Genomic DNA, 16,006 nt, shown 5'->3' on the forward strand with positions numbered 1-16,006 from the left:
ATGAAGCACCATCGAACCCTGTCGATCGCCGCTGCAGCCGCCACACTGGCCGCGCTCTCCGCGTGCACGAGCGACGCCGGGGGCGAGCGGGTCGGTCGCTGCGCGATCGCAGACGAATTCGCCGCTGGCACGCCGGTCGACACGACGCCGTCGGGCGAGATCACGTTCCAGACCACCGCGCTGAAGGCCTCGTTCTCCGAGTACTTCACCGAACTCATCGAGGAGTTCGAGGCCGCCTACCCCGGCACCACCGTCACCTGGGAGGACGACCCTGGCGACGGCAGCTTCGCCACCCGGCTCGTCGCGGACGCGCAGGCGTGCTCGCTGGCAGACGTCGTGAACATGCCGCTCGCCACCGCCGGCGGGCTGCGCGAACAGGGCTTCCTCGCCGACCTCGACGCCGCGTCACCGGGCATCGGCGACGACTTCATCCCGAGCCTGTGGGACAGCCTGGTCCTCCCGGGCGACGACCACCACTACATGCTCCCCTGGTACTGGGGCCTCATCGGCCTCCAGACGTACAACACCGAGCTCATGCAGCGCGCCGGGCTCGACCCGGAGCAACCGCCGACCACCTTCGAGGAACTCTTCGATGCTGCCGATCAGGTCGCCGAACGGTCGAACGGCGAGTTCAGCGCCTTCTCCGCGAGTCTCGGTCTGCGACTCCCGCTCGAGTGGCAGCTGCAGGAGGCCGAGGTCATCGCCGACGACGGTTCGGCGTTCGTCTTCGCCGACGATCAGGCCGTGCAGGAGTGGACCGAGCGCATGACACGACTCGCGCTGGCCGGCGGCATCCCGAAGGACTCGATCGCGTCCGATGACGAGCCCACCGCCCTGTTCACCCAGGGCGCGGCCGTCTGGGGCTCACCGAACGCCTCGTCGCTCCGGTACGTGCAGGAGGGCAACCCGGGCGTCTACGAGCACGTGGGCGTCTCGTCCCTCCTCGACCGACGCGGCACGGCGATCGCCGAGGTGCAGACCATCGGTGTCCCGAGCACGAGCACCAACCCGGCCACCGCCATCGCGTTCGCGCGGTTCCTCCTCGCCGCCGAGCAGCAGAGCCGCTTCATCAGCGACCCACGCATCCAGAACTTCCCGAGCACCACCGAGTCGCTCGACATCCCGAAGCTCACCGACATCACCGGTACCGCACCCATCGACGAGGCGAACCGTCTCGCCGTCGACCTCGCCGACGAAGCGGAGATCGTGACCATCGTGCAGTGGAGCGACGCGGTCGCGAACGCGGTCAACGCCGAGCTCCAGCTGGCCCTCACCGGGAAGAAGCCGCCGCGTGAGGCACTCCAGGCCGCCCAGGACGCGGCGAACCGGGTCATCGGAGCCGACGCCCGATGACGACCGCCATCCACCTCAACGGGGCGGCGCGCTATCGACCGCCCTGGGTGCCCCTGCTGTGGTGCGCCCCCGCGCTGCTCATGATCACTGTCTGGAGCGTCGGGCCCTTCGTCGGGACCATCGCGCTGTCGTTCACCGACGCGTCCCCGCTCGGCATGGGTGGAGCGTTCGTCGGCCTCGACAACTACCGCTCGATCCTGCAGGACCCCGCGTTCTGGTCCGCGACGGGCAACAGCGTGCTGTATGCGATCATCGCCGTCCCGCTGCTGGTCGTCCTCCCGCTGCTGCTCGCACAGCTCGTCCACACCCGGCTGCCCGGGATGGGGTTCTTCCGCTCCGCCTACGCCGCTCCGATCGTGGCGTCCGTCGTCGCGGTCGGACTGGTCTGGCAGAACCTCCTCGGTGAACAGGGGCCCGTGAACACGATGCTCCAACGGGTCGGTCTCGTCCAGCAGGCGGTGCCGTTCCTCTCAGAGGGATCGCTCATCCTGCTCAGCGCCATCGCCCTCACGGTGTGGCGTGGGCTCGGGTGGTACCTGATCTTCTACCTGGCGGCGCTCTCCAACATCCCCCGTGAGCTGTACGAGGCGGCCGAGCTCGACGGCGCCGGCCCGACGCGACGGTTCCTCACCATCACGGTGCCGGGCACCCGCCTCACGATGCTCCTCGTCGGGCTCCTCGCCGGCATCGGGTCGCTCCGCGTGTTCAGCGAGGTCTACCTGCTCGGCGGCGCCACCGGCGGTCCGGGAGGCGAGGCACGGACACTCCCGTTCTTCATCCGCGACGCAGCGCTCGACCCCATCACCGGTAACGCGGGCTACGGTGCGGCCGCGAGCGTGGCGCTGTTCGCACTCACCGCCGTGTTCGCCGTGCTGGCTCAGCGCTTCGGCGGGGAGCGGGACGCATGAGCGCGCACATCGAGCAGCCGCCCGCACGACCACTCCTGCGGCGTCGGCGTCAGCGCTGGTCGAGGACGACACCGGTGCGGTACGCGCTCCTGCTCCTCGTGCTCGTCATCTCCATCGGCCCATTGCTGTGGCAATTCCTGTCGTCGCTCAAGGGCTCCGGCGAAGCACTCTTCGGGCGCGACGCAACCCTGTTCCCGCAGTCGCCGACCCTCGACGCCTACGTCACGATCTTCCGGCAGATCCCGATGGACGCCTACCTGACGAACAGCGCGATCGTCTGCGCGCTCACCATCGCCTCCCAGGTGGTGCTGCCGACCGCCGCCGGGTACATGCTCTCCCGACGCGGCTGGCGCGGGCGGCGGGTCACCTTCACCGTGCTGATCGTGTCGATGGTCGTGCCGTTCGAGTCGATCATGGTGTCGCTCTTCCTCATGACCCAGGAGCTCGGCCTGCTCGACACCCTCGTCGGCGCGTGGCTCCCCGGCGCGGTCTCCGCGATGAACGTCCTCATCATGCGAGCCGCGTTCACGGCGGTGCCCGACGAGATCGAAGACGCCGCGTTCCTCGACGGAGCCTCGGAGTGGCAGCGGTTCACCGCCCTCTTCCTGCCGTCGTCGATCGGCGCCATGCTCGTCGTCGTCGTCAACTCGTTCATCACCGCGTGGGACGACTTCCTGTGGCCGCTCCTCGTCCTGCGGAGCGAGTCGTCGTTCACCGTCTCGCTCGGACTCGCACGACTCTCGGCGTCGTCGTTCGGGTTCGACCCCAGGGTCGTGATGGCCGGATCCATCATCGCCGTCGTCCCCGTCCTCGTGGTGTTCATCGTGCTGCAACGATGGTTCCATCGAGGCGTCGCAGCAGGAGGAGTCAAGTGAGTCAACAGCCGCACCACCACCAGCACCGTCCCGTCCCGACCGAGGGCCAGTTGCGCTGGCAACAGAACGGGTTCGGCGTGTTCTTCCACTTCGGCGTCAACACCTTCGCCGGCAAGGAATGGAGCGACGGCACACTCCCCGCCTCGAGCTTCGATCCGAGCGACCTCGATGTGCGGCAGTGGGTGCGCGTGGCGGCCTCGATCGGCGCCGGATACGTGATCCTCACCGCGAAGCATCACGACGGGTTCTGTCTCTGGCCGACCACGACGACCGACTACAGCGTCGCATCCTCACCGTGGCGGGACGGCCACGGCGACATCGTGGCCGAGCTCGCAGCAGCCTGTCGCGAAGCGGGTCTCGGACTGGGGCTGTACCTCTCGCCGTGGGATCGCCACGCTCCCGAGTACGCCGACGAGGCGCGCTACGCCGAGGTGTACGCCCGCCAACTCACCGAACTGTGCACGAACTACGGCGAGCTCGTCGAGCTGTGGTTCGACGGCGCCGGGTCCGAGGGGTACAGCTACGACTGGCCCGGCATCTCCGCGATCATCGAACGGCTCCAGCCGCAGGCGATGGTGTTCAACATGGGCGCCCCGACGATCCGCTGGGTGGGCAACGAGAACGGTCTCGCCGAAGACCCGGTGCGGTACGTCGTCGACCACACCGACTTCAGCAACTACACCGTCGTCACCAGCCGGTTCGAGGAGGCCCTCTACCTCCCGCCCGAGTGCGACGTCTCGATCCGCCGCGGCTGGTTCTGGCACCCGGACGACGAGCCGAAGTCGGTCGAGCATCTGCTCGCGATCTTCTACCGGTCCGTCGGACTCGGCGCGAACCTGCTCCTCAACCTCCCACCAGACACCCGTGGGCTCCTCCCCGACGCCGATGTGGAACGCGTGACCGCCTGGGCCGCGGAGCGCGACCGACGCTTCGCGCGACCGATCCCGGGAACGCTGACCACCGACGGGTCGACGGTCACCGTCACGTTCGCGGAGCCGGTCACCATCGATCACCTCCGGCTGCACGAGGACCTCACCGCCGGGCAGCTCATCGACCGCCACGAGGTCCAGGCAGCAGACGGCCGCACGCTCGTCGAAGCCGGTTCCGTCGGCGTCTCGAGGGTGCACGTGTTCGAACCGATCACCACCGACCGGCTGACGATCGCGCTCGTCCCCGACGTCGCCGACGAGGCGGGCCGCTCTGCGGAAGCGCCGGTACCGGCGCTCCTCGCGGTCACCGCGTTCCGCGCCGGCACGAGCACCGTCCCCGAGCTGCCGGTCGGGTACGAGGCCCCGACGGACGCCCCCGACTGAGCGGCTCAAGGCGGCAGGAACGCGGGAGGGATCGCCTTCGGCATGGGCACGCTCGTGGTGGTCATGATCCTCCTCGCCGTGATCCTCGTCCGCATGACGATCCGCGTCTGGTCACGCAGGACCCTGCGGCGCACACACCTCCGCCTCGCCACCTTCGCCGAGGCCAACGGATTCGACTACCGCGTCGGTCCCATCGCCCTCCAGCGCGACATGCCCTGGCGGAGCCGCGGGTCGGTGAACCTCCACCGAGTCCTCCGGAGCCGGGAGCCGCGCGGCATCGAGATCGCCGACGACGAGGTCATCGGCAACCGCAAGAACCTCGCGGCCCCCTTCGGCGGCTACTGCGCGCTTCGGATGCCCGTCGCGCTCCCCCACATCCTGCTGCGCGCCCAGGACGGCCGGCGCCGAGGGATGAGCGGTGCCGGCGCCCCTGCCGATACGCAACGGCTCAGCCTCGAGGGCGGGTTCGACCGCCACTTCCAGCTGTACTGCCCGGTCGGCTACGAGGCCGACGCCCTCCACCTGTTCACGCCCGACGTGATGGCGCGACTGCTCGACCACGTACGCGGCTTCGACGTGGAGATCGTCGACGACTGGCTGCTGCTCGTCACCACCGACGACCTCGTCACGACCAAGGTCGACGATTGGCAGGACATCGCCGCCGCTGTCGACGCCGTGGACGACCGCGTCGAACGCTGGGCACGGTGGCGGGAGACCCGAGGCGACCGGCGAAGCGCCAAGGCGGACGAGTCGGCCTCGACCGCGGCGGCCGGCCGCGTCAGCACCCGTGGTCGGCGCCTCACCGTCCGGATGAGCGTCGACGACATCCTCATGTGGAGCGCGCTCGGGCTGTTCGTCGTCGGCACGATCATCGGGCTCCGGTAGCGCGCCCGAACGCGCCCGAACCGACCCGGGTCAGTCGCCGTACTCGTCGAGGAACGTGTCCGACTCGGCATCGAGCGCACATCCCTCGGCGGCGGCCTCGGCCGGGGTGCGGTCGCCGGCGTCGATGATGGTGCTCGCCCGCTCCGCGATGCACCGTTCCATCGCCCGCTCGGCGGCCGCTGGGTCGGCTGCCGTGAACCCGCCCGTCGCTGCGACGATCGCGAGGACCGCTCCGACACCGGCGACGAGGACGGTCCCACCGATCGCGAGCTTCCATCCGAGCCTCGTCGGCTCGGCTGTCCCGTCGTCGCCCGGCTCGTGCTGCTCCGTCTGCGTGAACACATCCGTCATCGGTCGACCCCCGTCGTTCAGCGCGCCACCCCCGGCGCGTCGCCCCAGGCTAGCAAGCGCCGTCGTCGCACCGCACGATCGAGGACACCACGACGCGAGACGGCCTCCCGCCGGTGGGCGGGAGGCCGTCTCGGTCGTATCGTCCCGGGACTAGAACCCCTGGGCGAGGCGGTAGTACGCGTTGTTCCAGCGGACCTCGCGCTGGAAGTCGCGCGTGGTGGTCGACTCGTCGATCACGAGGAGCTCGGTCTTGGCGATCTCCGCGAAGTCGGCGAACACCTCGACCCCGACGGCGGTCGACATGACCGTGTGGTGCGCGGCACCGGCGGTGAGCCAGGCGGCGGCCGAGGTCGCGAAGTCCGGAGCCGGCTTCCACACGGCGCGCCCGACGGGCAGCTTCGGCAGGGCCTCGATGGGCTGGACGACCTCGACGACGTTCGCCGTCAGCCGGAAGCGGTCGCGCATGTCGCTCATCGCGACGACCACGGCGGGGCCGGAGTCGGCCGTGAAGACCAGGCGCACCGGGTCCTCCTTGCCGCCGATACCGAGCGGGTGCACCTCGAGGGTGGCGCGCGCCGAGGAGAGCGTCGGGCTGACCTCGAGCATGTGCGCACCGAGGATGAGCTCGTTGCCGGGCTCCATGTGGTACGTGTAGTCCTCCATGAGCGAGGCGCCACCGGGGAGGCCGGCACCCATGACGGACGCGGCGCGCACGAGGACGGCGGTCTTCCAGTCGCCCTCCGCACCGAAGCCGTAGCCGTCGGCCATGAGACGCTGGACGGCGAGGCCCGGCAGCTGACGCAGCTCGCCGAGGTCCTCGAAGCTCGTCGTGAACGCGGCGAAGTCGCCGGCCTCGAGGAAGGAGCGCAGGCCCAGCTCGATCGCCGCACCGTAGCGGAGCGACTCGTGCCGCTCGCCACCCTTCCGCAGCTCGGGGACGACGTCGTACAGCTCCTCGTACTCGGCGACGAGGGCGTCGATGTCGGCGTCCGTCGATGCGTGCACGGCCTCGGCCAGCTCGTTGACGCTCCAGGTGTTGACCTGCACACCGAAGCGCAGCTCGGCCTCGGTCTTGTCGCCCTCGGTGACGGCGACGTACCGCATGTTGTCGCCGAAGCGTGCGAGCTTGAGCTCGTGCGTGGCCGCCCAACCGGCGGCAGCGCGCTGCCAGGTGCCGACCTCACGCTGGACGCGCGGGTCGGAGACGTGGCCGACGACCGTCTTGCGGGCGACGCCGAGACGCGTCTGGATGTACCCGAACTCGCGGTCGCCGTGCGCGGCCTGGTTGAGGTTCATGAAGTCGAAGTCGATCTCCGACCACGGCAGCTCGACGTTCGCCTGCGTGTGGAGGTGGAGCAGCGGCTTCTGCAGCGCGTCGAGGCCGGCGATCCACATCTTGGCCGGGCTGAAGGTGTGCATCCAGGTGACGAGACCGATGACGCTGTCGTCGGCGTTCGCGTCGAGCATGGCGCGACGGATCGACTCGGAGTCCTTGAGGACGGGCTTCCACTCGATCCGCACGGGGACGTCGGCGGCTGCGCCGAGCTCGGCGGCGATGGCCTGGGACTGCTCGGCGACCTGACGGAGGGTCTCCTCGCCGTAGAGGTTCTGGCTGCCGGTGAGGAACCAGACGGTGTAGTGGTCGAGCGTGGTGGTGGGCTTCGGCATTGGTGGGTTCTTTCTTGAGGTCGTTTCGGTCCCTGAGCCTGTCGAAGCGCGGGACCGTGGCGGGGTGGCCCATCGACAAGCTCAGGGACCGGGAGGGTGTCAGGGACCGGGAGGGTGTCAGGGACCGGAGGTCGGTCGGGTTAGAGCGCGCCCTGCGGCGCCTGGCCGTAGACGTTCTGGTAGCGGTCGAACAGGGCGTCGATCGCCTCGGTCGGCATGGGCTTCGGCTCGCCGAGCTGACGCGAGATGTGCACGGTGCGGGCGACGTCCTCGACCATGACCGCGGCCTTCACGGCGTCGCGGGCGTCCTTCCCGATCGTGAACGGCCCATGGTTCTGCATGAGCACCGCGCGCGACCGGTGACCGGTGAGCGTCTCGACGATGCCGCGTCCGATCGAGTCATCGCCGATGATCGAGAACGGACCGATCGGGACCTCCCCGCCGAACTCGTCCGCCATCGCCGTGATGACGCACGGGATGGGCTCGGCGCGTGCCGCCCAGGCCACCGCGTAGGTGGAGTGGGTGTGCACGACGCCGCCGACCTCGGGCATATGCCGGTAGACGTATGCGTGCGCCGCGGTGTCGCTCGACGGCGACCGTTCAGCACCGGGCGTGCCCGGGATGACGTTGCCGTCGAGGTCGCAGAGGATCATGTTCTCGGGCGCGAGGTCGTCGTAGTCGACGCCGGAGGGCTTGATGACGAAGAGGTCGGCTCCCGGCACCCGACCGGAGACGTTGCCGCCGGTCCAGATGACGAGCCCGTACCGGACGAGCTCGCCGTGCAGCTTGGCGACGTCGGATCGGACGCGCGCGATCGCGACCTCGATCTCGGGTGAGTAGGTGTTCACGCGGTTGCTCCTTCGAGGGCGGTGGTCTCGGTGTCGGTCGGCAGGCTGTCGACGCCGCCACCGAGGGCGGCTCGGCGGATGCGCTTCAGGCGCTTCATGACGTCGTTGGCGCCACGACCGAAGTAGTCGTGGAGCGTCGCGTACTCCGCGTAGAGCAGGTCGTACGCGTCGGCGGCTGCCTCGTTCGGCGTGTAGACGGCGCGGTTCACCTTGCCCATGGCGGCACTGGCGGCCGGGACGTCCGGGTAGGCCCCGGCGGCGACGGCGGCGTGGATGGCCGAGCCGAGCGCCGGCCCCTGGTCGCTCGCGGTGATCGAGATCGGCAGGCGCAGGATGTCGGAGTACGTCTGCATGAGGAAGGGGTTCCGCTGCAGACCGCCGGCGACGATGAACTCGGTGACGGGGACGCCCGAGGCGTTGAACGTCTCGACGATCTTCCTGGTGCCGAAGGCGGTCGCCTCGAACAGTGCGCGGTAGACCTCCTCGGTGCGGGTCGTGAGCGTCAGGCCGAGGACGGTGCCGGAGAGCTCGTGGTCGACGAGGACCGAGCGGTTGCCCGAGTGCCAGTCGAGGGCGACGAGCCCGTGCGCGCCGACGGGCTGGTCCTGGATGAGCGAGGTGAGGTGTTCGTGGATGCTGACACCGCGCGCGGCGGCCTCCTCGGTGTATCGGGCGGGGACCTGGTTCGCGACGTACCAGGCGAAGATGTCGCCGACGCCGGACTGCCCGGCCTCGTAGCCGTAGAGGCCGGCGATGATGCCGCCGTCGACGACGCCGCACATGCCCGGGACCTCGCGGAGGACGTCGCCGTTCATGACGTGGCAGGTGGAGGTGCCCATGATCGCGACCATCTGGCCGGGCGAGACGGCCTGCGCCGCGGGTGCCGCGACGTGCGCGTCGACGTTCCCGACCGCGACCGCGATGCCCTCGCGGAGACCGGTCCACCCAGCGGCTTCGGCCGACAGGGTGCCGGCGGCGGCGCCCAGTTCACCGATCTCGTGCGCGACCTTGTCGTCGGCGAACCGCTCGAACGCGGGGTTGAGGGCCGCGAGGAACTCGTGGCTCGGGTAGGCACCGTCCTGGTAGATGCCCTTGTAGCCGGCGGTGCAGGCGTTGCGCACGTAGGTGCCGGTGAGCTGCCAGATGATCCAGTCGGCCGCCTCGACCCAGTGGTCCATGCGCTCGTAGAGTTCGGGGTCCTCCTCGAGGAGCTGGAGGCCCTTGGCGAACTCCCATTCGCTCGAGATGAGGCCGCCGTAGCGCGGCAGCCAGGACTCGCCCCGCTCGGCGGCGAGCTCGTTGATGCGGTCGGCCTGCGGCTGCGCGGAGTGGTGCTTCCACAGCTTCACGTAGGCGTGCGGGCGGTCGGCGTACTCGGGGAGCTCGTTGAGCGGCGTCCCGTCGGCGATGACGGGGACCATCGTGCAGGCGGTGAAGTCGGTGCCGATGCCGATGACGGCGGCGGGGTCGATCCCGGCGGCCTCGACGGCGCGCGGCACGGCGGACTGCATGACGGCGACGTAGTCGGCCGGCACCTGCAGCGCCCAGTCGGGCGGCAGCGCGGCGCCGGTGGAGGCGAGCTCGCGATCCATGACGGCGTGCGGGTAGTCGAGCACCGCCGACCCGAGTTCGGCACCGTCGGACACGCGCACGACGACGGCTCGGCCGGACAGTGTGCCGAAGTCGACACCGATCGTGTAGGTCTCGGCGTGCGTTGCTGTCGCCTGCTCGGGGGCGCTGGCGGCCGGGTTCTGCTCGGTGTTCACCGGTGGGACTCCTTCGTCGATCTGGTGCTCGGTTGATTCGCGATGCGGTGGTGCAAGCGGGTGGGGGCGGTTGCTCGGTCGGGTGGATCAGGGCTGGGCCGCGCTCCAGTGTACAACGTTGTATATTGCCGTGGCCATGGACAGGACGATGCGATCTCGACTCATGCGAGACCGCCCATCGCCTCGATGACGGCGCGTGCGTCGAGACGCTCGGCATCCGCGACGCCGATCGCGCCCACGGTCCCCACGATCCGGCCCGCGCGGACGGCGACGACCCGGTCGCAGACGGCTGCGAGTGCCGCCGGGTCCTCGCTCGAGACGACGACCGCCCGGCCGGAAGCCGCGAGCGAGCGGATGAGGGCGCACCGCTCAGCCCGCCGACGTGCTTTCTCGGAGCCGGGGGCGCCCGCCCGACCGAACGGTTCGGCGAGCAGCACGGCGCGCGCCCCCGTGTCCGCGATGATCCGGAGCGACTCGGTGAACTGGTCGGCGTCCGGTCCGCGGTGCACGCCGGGGAGCGCGGCGAGCAGGCCGCTCGGCACGGTGGTCGCCCGGTAGTCGCGGCGCGGGTCGGCCACGCCGAGCCTGACCATCCTCGCGAGGGCGTCCGGGGAGACGCTCGACGGCACCCCGCCGAGGAACGAGAGGTCGAAGCGGATCGGGTGCTCCGTCGTGTACAGGACCCCCGCGGCGCGCGCCAGGTCCGGCGTCGAGACGTCGACCACCGCACCGTCGAGCGCCACCGAACCACGGGTCCGTGCGCCGTACGACAGCCCGAAGACGCTCAGCAGCACCTCCCCGGCACCGGAGTCGGGCGGACCGAACAGCCCGAGCACCTCCCCCGGTGCACAGGCGAAGGACAGGTCGTCGACGACGGTCCGCTCGGGGTCCGCCGGGTGGCTCGCGGTCCAGTGTCCGACGGCGAGGCCGGTAGCCGTCACCGACGATGCGATGGACACAGCCGAGTCCGGCGTCGTGGACGCGTCCGAGGGAGGGTCGGGTGTGGCGCCCACGGCCGCCGCGTCCGTCAACGCCGCGAGCACCTCGCGTTCACCGCCCGCGGTGGACAGTCTGATCGAGGGCGACGGGGCACCGTGTCCGTCGAGGACGGTCGCGGTCGTCGCGAAGCCGGCGAGTCCCGTCACGGCCCCGGTCGCGAGCAGGACCCCGGGTGCGGGGGCAGCGGTTCGAGGAGCTCGGGCCACCCCGGCCATCGCCTGTCGCCACCGTTCCAGGTCGTCCGCTCGAAGCGCGGGGCCACTGTCGTCGATCACGATGAGCGACGCCTCCGCGGCGACCGCCCTGGCCAGCTCCACGAGCCGACGCTCCACGACGGACAGGGCACCGGCGGAGTCCGCGGGTGACCGGTCGAGCCCGACGACGCCCAGGGCACGGTGGATCCGCGCGGCATCGCTCTGTCCCACGGACGTCCGGTCGGCGGACGGTCCTCGGAGGAGCCGCATGACCGTCTCCCGCAGGCCCGCCGCACGCTCGGACCCGAGCAGCACGTTCTCACCGATGGTCTGCGACCAGCTGATGGCCTGCCCAGCCGTCACGACCGCCACCCCGGAGGCGCTCGATGCGGCCCGGGACGACAACCGCGCCGGCCTGCCGTCGACGAGCACCGTCTCGGAGCCGGAGGCCCTGGCCGCGCCGCGCGGGGCGGGAGACGTCCCGGACAACCGCGCGATCAGGTGCCGGAGCGTGGAGACCGGTCCGAGCACGGCGTGCACCGTACCGACGGGCACTTCGAGCAGCGGCGTGCCGTCCCGCAGGATCGCGAGCGCCGCCGGCGGGACCGACGAGGACTCGCGCTCGGCGGTCGCCTCGCCACCACGCACGGAGGCGAGGGCACCGGCCAGGTCGCCGGTGCTCTCGCCTCCGTGGTGGATGTCCATGCGTCGGATCGATCCGGGTTCCGCGGTCGCGGACCTCGGGATCAGCGTCCGCCGCTGCGGCGCTTGTTGTAGACGTCGAACGCGACGGCCAGCAGCAGCACGAGGCCCTTGACGGCCTGCTGCCACTCGATGCCGAGGCCGATGATCGACATACCGTTGTTCAGCACACCGATGATGAGACCACCGATGATCGCGCCGCCGATGGTACCGACGCCACCCTGCACCGCTGCGCCACCGATGAAGGCCGCGGAGATCGCCTCGAGCTCGAAGCCGTCACCGGCCTTCGGACCGGCGAGGTTCAGGCGGGCCGTGAAGATGAGGCCGGCGAGCGCCGCGAGGAAGCCCATGTTGACGAACAGGAAGAAGTCGACCTTGCGGGTCTTGATGCCGGACAGCTCCGCGGCGTGACGGTTGCCACCGATCGCGTAGATGTGGCGGCCGAAGACCGAGCGGTTCATGACGATGCCGTAGACGAGCACGAGGACGGCCAGCACGATGAGCGTGACCGGGATGCCCTTGTACGCGGCGAGGGCGTACACGAAGAAGCCGATGCCCGCGATGATGAGGACGAGCTTGGCGACGAACCACGGGAACGGCTCGGTGTCCTGACCGTACTTCTGACGGCCGAGGCGCGTGCGGACCTGCTGCACGACGAGGCCGACGACGGCGATGACACCGATCCCGAGCGTGAGCGGGTCGATCGGGAAGTCACCGAACACGTCGTTCAGGAAGCCGTTGCCGAGCGCGCGGTACTCCGCCGGGAAGGAACCGATGTTGGCGTTGCCGAGCACCACGAGCGCGAGGCCGCGGAAGATGAGCATGCCGGCCAGCGTCACGATGAACGCCGGGATCCCGACGTAGGCGATCCAGAAGCCCTGCCAGACACCGACGAGCGCGCCGATGGCGAGCGACAGGATGATCGCGATCCACCACGGCATCTGCATCTGCACGGCGAACACACCGGAGACCGCACCGACGAAGGCCGCGACGGAACCGACCGACAGGTCGATGTGGCCGGCGATGATGACCATCACCATGCCGATCGCGAGGACGAGGATGTACCCGTTCTGCACGATCAGGTTGGAGATGTTCTGCGGCCGCAGCAGGATGCCGTCGGTGATGACGGCGAAGAACACGACGACGAGCAGGAGGGCGATGAAGATGCCGTTCTTGCCGAGGTCGCTGAGGATGTGGGTCAGCCAGCTCGTGAAGCGGTTGGTGGCCGGGTTGACGAGGCCGCCTGCGGCGGTGCCGTCGCCTGCCGGGACGGTGGGTTTGGTGTCCAGATCGGACATTGCGGTTCTCCTTCGATCCGTCCGCGCCCGCCTAGCGGGGCTTCTCCATGGTCATGAGTTTGAGGAGCGCTTCGGGGTTCGCTTCCTCGATCGGCAGTTCGCCGGTGATGCGGCCCTCGCTGAGGGCGTAGATGCGGTCGCAGATGCCGATGAGCTCGGGGAGCTCGGAGGAGATGACGATGACGCCCTTCCCCTCGGCGGCGAGGCGGTTGATGATCGTGTAGATCTCGTACTTCGCACCGACGTCGATGCCACGGGTGGGCTCATCGAGGATGAGGACGTCGGGGTCGGAGTAGATCCACTTCGAGAGGACGACCTTCTGCTGGTTTCCGCCCGAGAGCTTCCCGGTCTTCGCGAGCACGTTCGGAGCCTTGATGTTCATGCTCTTCCGGTACTCCTCGGCGACCTTGTACTCCTCGTTGTCGTTGACGAGTCCGCCGCGTTCGAGCTTCTTCAGCGAGGCCATCGAGATGTTCCGCTTGATGTCCTCGATGAGGTTGAGGCCGTAGTACTTGCGGTCCTCGGTGGCGTACGCGAGTCCGTTGTCGATCGCCTCCGACACCGTGCGGGTGCGGATCTCGGTGCCGTTCTTGAAGACCTTGCCGCTGATGCGGCTGCCGTACGACTGGCCGAACAGGCTCATCGCGAACTCGGTGCGGCCGGCACCCATGAGGCCGGCGATGCCGACGATCTCACCGGCGCGGACGTTGAGGTTGACGGCGTCCACCATCACGCGGGTCGGGTCCTGCGGGTGGTGGGCGGTCCAGTCCTCGACACGCAGGATCTCCTCGCCGATGTTCGGCGTGTGGTCCGGGTAGCGGTGCTCGAGGTCGCGGCCGACCATGTCCTTGATGATGCGCTCTTCGGTGACGTCGTTCTTCACGATCGTCTCGATGGTCTTGCCGTCGCGGATGACGGTGACGGTGTCGGCGACCTTCTTGATCTCGTTGAGCTTGTGACTGATGATGATCGACGTGATCCCCTGCTCCTTGAGGTGCAGGATCAGGTCGAGCAGGTGGTCGGAGTCCTCGTCGTTCAGTGCGGCGGTCGGCTCGTCGAGGATGAGGAGCTTCACGCGCTTCGAGAGGGCCTTCGCGATCTCGACGAGCTGCTGCTTGCCGACGCCGATCTCGAGGATCTTGGTCGTCGGGTTCTCCCGCAGGCCGACCCGGGCGAGCAGTGCTGCCGCCTCCTGGTTGGTGCGGTTCCAGTCGATGAGGCCGAGCGGCCCCTTCAGCTCGTTGTTGAGGAAGATGTTCTCCGCGATGGAGAGGTAGGGGCTGAGGGCCAGCTCCTGGTGGATGATGACGATGCCCTTGGACTCCGAGTCGCGGATGTCCTTGAACTCCATCGTCTCGCCCTCGAAGACGATGTCGCCCTCGTAGGTGCCGAACGGGTAGACGCCGGACAACACCTTCATGAGCGTCGACTTGCCGGCGCCGTTCTCACCGCAGATGGCGTGCACGGTACCGCGCTGCACATCGAGCGTGACGTTCGAGAGGGCCTTGACGCCGGGGAAGGTCTTGATGATGTTGCGCATCTCGAGGATGCTCGTGGTCTCGCCTGACACCGTGTCTCCTTACAGGTGATCGTCGTTGAACCGGGCCCTCCGACAGGCTCAGGGATCGGAAGTGATTCCGTTCCCTGAGCCTGTCGAAAAGGGTGTTGCAGGACTGACTAGCCCTTGATCTCGTCTTCGGTCCAGTAACCGGAGTCCACGAGGACCTCCTGGATGTTGTCCTTGACGACGATCTGCGACTCGAGGAGGAAGGACGGGACGACCTTCTTGCCGTTGTCGTAGTCCTCGGTGTTGTTGACCTCGGGCTTCTCACCGTTCAGCACGGCGACGGCCATCTTGACGGCTTCGCTCGCCAGCTGGCGGGTGTCCTTGAAGATGGTCGCGTACTGCTCGCCGGACTCGATGGCCTTGACCGAGTCGAGCTCGGCGTCCTGGCCGGAGATGACGGGCCAGCCGTCGCCCACCGAGTAGCCGGCGTCGGTCAGCGCCGAGATGATGCCTCGCGAGATGCCGTCGTAGGGCGACAGGACCGCGTTGACCTTGCTGCCGTCGGAGTAGGTCGACGTGAGGATGTTCTCCATACGCTTCTGCGCGGTCTCACCGTCCCAACGGAGCGTTGCAGCCTGCTCGAAGGACGTCTGGCCGCTGGCGACCTTGAGGGTGCCCGCGTCGATGAACGGCTTCAGGGTGTCCTGAGCGCCGTCCCAGAAGAACGTGGCGTTGTTGTCGTCGGGCGAGCCGGCGAACATCTCGATGTTGAACGGACCGGCGGGTGCGCCCTCGGTGGGCTTGCCCTCGAGGTCGACGAGGCCGAGGCCGTTGAGGACCGAGTTGGCCTGCTGCACGCCGACCTTGTAGTTGTCGAACGACGCGTAGTAGTCGACGTTCTCGCTGTCGCGGATCAGGCGGTCGTAGGCGATGACGGGGATGTCGCCGTCCTTGGCCTCCTGCAGCACGCTCGTGAGCGTGGTGCCGTCGATCGAGGCGATGATCAGGACGGAGGCGCCCTTGGTGATCATGTTCTCGATCTGCGAGACCTGGGTCGGGATGTCGTCCTCGGCGTACTGCAGGTCGACCTTGAAGCCCTCCTTCTCCAGCTGCTCCTTGACGGCGTTGCCGTCCTGGATCCAGCGCTCGGAGCTCTTGGTGGGCATCGCGACGCCGACGAGCTTGCCGTCGCCTTCGCCGCCGCCCGATCCGCCGCTTGCGCCGCCGGAGCAACCGGCGAGCGACACGACCATCGTGCCTGCGGCCAGCGTGGCGAGGAGCATTCTCTTCTTCACTGTGTGGTTCCTTCCCTAGGGAGTTGCTTGGACGTCATTGTCAT

The 16,006-nt window shown here is 69.0% G+C and carries 13 protein-coding genes; 5 read left to right on the plus strand and 8 right to left on the minus strand.

What is annotated here, in order from left to right; translation table 11 throughout:
* From B9Y95_RS14055 to B9Y95_RS14075, 5 genes are read left to right on the plus strand one after another with little or no spacing between them, the layout of a single operon-like run.
* On the plus strand, positions 1-1,353 hold the full coding sequence (locus B9Y95_RS14055; protein WP_085512622.1) for an extracellular solute-binding protein: 1,353 nt from the start codon (positions 1-3) through the stop codon (positions 1,351-1,353).
* Positions 1,350-2,261 carry a carbohydrate ABC transporter permease gene (locus tag B9Y95_RS14060; protein WP_085512625.1) on the plus strand — a complete coding sequence of 304 codons (912 nt, stop codon included), beginning with the start codon at positions 1,350-1,352 and terminating at the stop codon, positions 2,259-2,261. The genes B9Y95_RS14055 and B9Y95_RS14060 overlap by 4 nt, the downstream gene beginning before the upstream one ends.
* Positions 2,258-3,136, plus strand: a complete 879-nt coding sequence (locus tag B9Y95_RS14065; protein WP_085512627.1) for a carbohydrate ABC transporter permease — start codon at positions 2,258-2,260, stop codon at positions 3,134-3,136. Before B9Y95_RS14060 ends, B9Y95_RS14065 begins: the two co-directional genes overlap by 4 nt.
* Entirely contained in the window at positions 3,133-4,449 is a 1,317-nt protein-coding gene (locus tag B9Y95_RS14070; RefSeq protein ID WP_234994112.1) for an alpha-L-fucosidase, read from the plus strand. The genes B9Y95_RS14065 and B9Y95_RS14070 overlap by 4 nt, the downstream gene beginning before the upstream one ends.
* 42 nt (positions 4,450-4,491) lie before the next feature.
* Entirely contained in the window at positions 4,492-5,334 is an 843-nt protein-coding gene (locus B9Y95_RS14075) for a hypothetical protein (RefSeq protein WP_085512631.1), read from the plus strand.
* 30 nt (positions 5,335-5,364) lie between these two features.
* Here the strand turns inward: B9Y95_RS14075 and B9Y95_RS14080 are convergent, their stop codons facing one another.
* The 8 genes from B9Y95_RS14080 to chvE all read right to left on the minus strand — a co-directional run bounded on the left by B9Y95_RS14080 (position 5,365) and on the right by chvE (position 15,950).
* Entirely contained in the window at positions 5,365-5,685 is a 321-nt protein-coding gene (locus B9Y95_RS14080; RefSeq protein WP_085512633.1) for a hypothetical protein, read from the minus strand.
* A gap of 150 nt (positions 5,686-5,835) precedes the next feature.
* Positions 5,836-7,353: an L-arabinose isomerase gene (gene araA, locus B9Y95_RS14085; protein WP_056014267.1), complete on the minus strand. Its 1,518-nt coding sequence runs from the start codon at positions 7,351-7,353 to the stop codon at positions 5,836-5,838.
* A gap of 140 nt (positions 7,354-7,493) precedes the next feature.
* A complete protein-coding gene (locus tag B9Y95_RS14090; RefSeq protein ID WP_071258853.1) occupies positions 7,494-8,201 on the minus strand; it encodes an L-ribulose-5-phosphate 4-epimerase in 708 nt (235 codons plus the stop codon).
* The gene (gene araB, locus B9Y95_RS14095) at positions 8,198-9,895 is read right to left on the minus strand and encodes a ribulokinase (RefSeq protein ID WP_412458830.1); all 1,698 of its coding nucleotides are present in this window, start codon (positions 9,893-9,895) and stop codon (positions 8,198-8,200) included. Before araB ends, B9Y95_RS14090 begins: the two co-directional genes overlap by 4 nt.
* Before the next feature lie 233 nt (positions 9,896-10,128).
* Entirely contained in the window at positions 10,129-11,865 is a 1,737-nt protein-coding gene (locus tag B9Y95_RS14100) for a hypothetical protein (protein WP_085512638.1), read from the minus strand.
* Positions 11,866-11,906: 41 nt separating this feature from the next.
* Entirely contained in the window at positions 11,907-13,160 is a 1,254-nt protein-coding gene (gene mmsB, locus B9Y95_RS14105) for a multiple monosaccharide ABC transporter permease (RefSeq protein ID WP_085512640.1), read from the minus strand.
* 31 nt (positions 13,161-13,191) lie between these two features.
* Positions 13,192-14,700 carry a multiple monosaccharide ABC transporter ATP-binding protein gene (gene mmsA, locus B9Y95_RS14110; protein ID WP_064295024.1) on the minus strand — a complete coding sequence of 503 codons (1,509 nt, stop codon included), beginning with the start codon at positions 14,698-14,700 and terminating at the stop codon, positions 13,192-13,194.
* A 137-nt stretch (positions 14,701-14,837) separates the two neighbouring features.
* Positions 14,838-15,950: a multiple monosaccharide ABC transporter substrate-binding protein gene (gene chvE, locus B9Y95_RS14115; RefSeq protein WP_079706775.1), complete on the minus strand. Its 1,113-nt coding sequence runs from the start codon at positions 15,948-15,950 to the stop codon at positions 14,838-14,840.
* Positions 15,951-16,006: the final 56 nt, after the last annotated feature.

The sequence above is a fragment of the Plantibacter flavus genome, from assembly GCF_900177615.1.
GTDB classification, from domain to species: domain Bacteria; phylum Actinomycetota; class Actinomycetes; order Actinomycetales; family Microbacteriaceae; genus Plantibacter; species Plantibacter flavus.

What these genes read in the sequence shown, in the direction of transcription:
- B9Y95_RS14080 (WP_085512633.1), bottom strand. Translation starts at nt 5,685, where the DNA reads ATGACGGATGTGTTCACGCAGACGGAGCAGCACGAGCCGGGCGACGAC.
- B9Y95_RS14060 (WP_085512625.1), top strand. Translation starts at nt 1,350, where the DNA reads ATGACGACCGCCATCCACCTCAACGGGGCGGCGCGCTATCGACCGCCC.
- B9Y95_RS14065 (WP_085512627.1), top strand. Translation starts at nt 2,258, where the DNA reads ATGAGCGCGCACATCGAGCAGCCGCCCGCACGACCACTCCTGCGGCGT.
- mmsB (WP_085512640.1), bottom strand. Translation starts at nt 13,160, where the DNA reads ATGTCCGATCTGGACACCAAACCCACCGTCCCGGCAGGCGACGGCACC.
- mmsA (WP_064295024.1), bottom strand. Translation starts at nt 14,700, where the DNA reads ATGCGCAACATCATCAAGACCTTCCCCGGCGTCAAGGCCCTCTCGAAC.
- araA (WP_056014267.1), bottom strand. Translation starts at nt 7,353, where the DNA reads ATGCCGAAGCCCACCACCACGCTCGACCACTACACCGTCTGGTTCCTC.
- B9Y95_RS14100 (WP_085512638.1), bottom strand. Translation starts at nt 11,865, where the DNA reads ATGGACATCCACCACGGAGGCGAGAGCACCGGCGACCTGGCCGGTGCC.
- chvE (WP_079706775.1), bottom strand. Translation starts at nt 15,950, where the DNA reads ATGCTCCTCGCCACGCTGGCCGCAGGCACGATGGTCGTGTCGCTCGCC.
- B9Y95_RS14055 (WP_085512622.1), top strand. Translation starts at nt 1, where the DNA reads ATGAAGCACCATCGAACCCTGTCGATCGCCGCTGCAGCCGCCACACTG.
- B9Y95_RS14075 (WP_085512631.1), top strand. Translation starts at nt 4,492, where the DNA reads ATGGGCACGCTCGTGGTGGTCATGATCCTCCTCGCCGTGATCCTCGTC.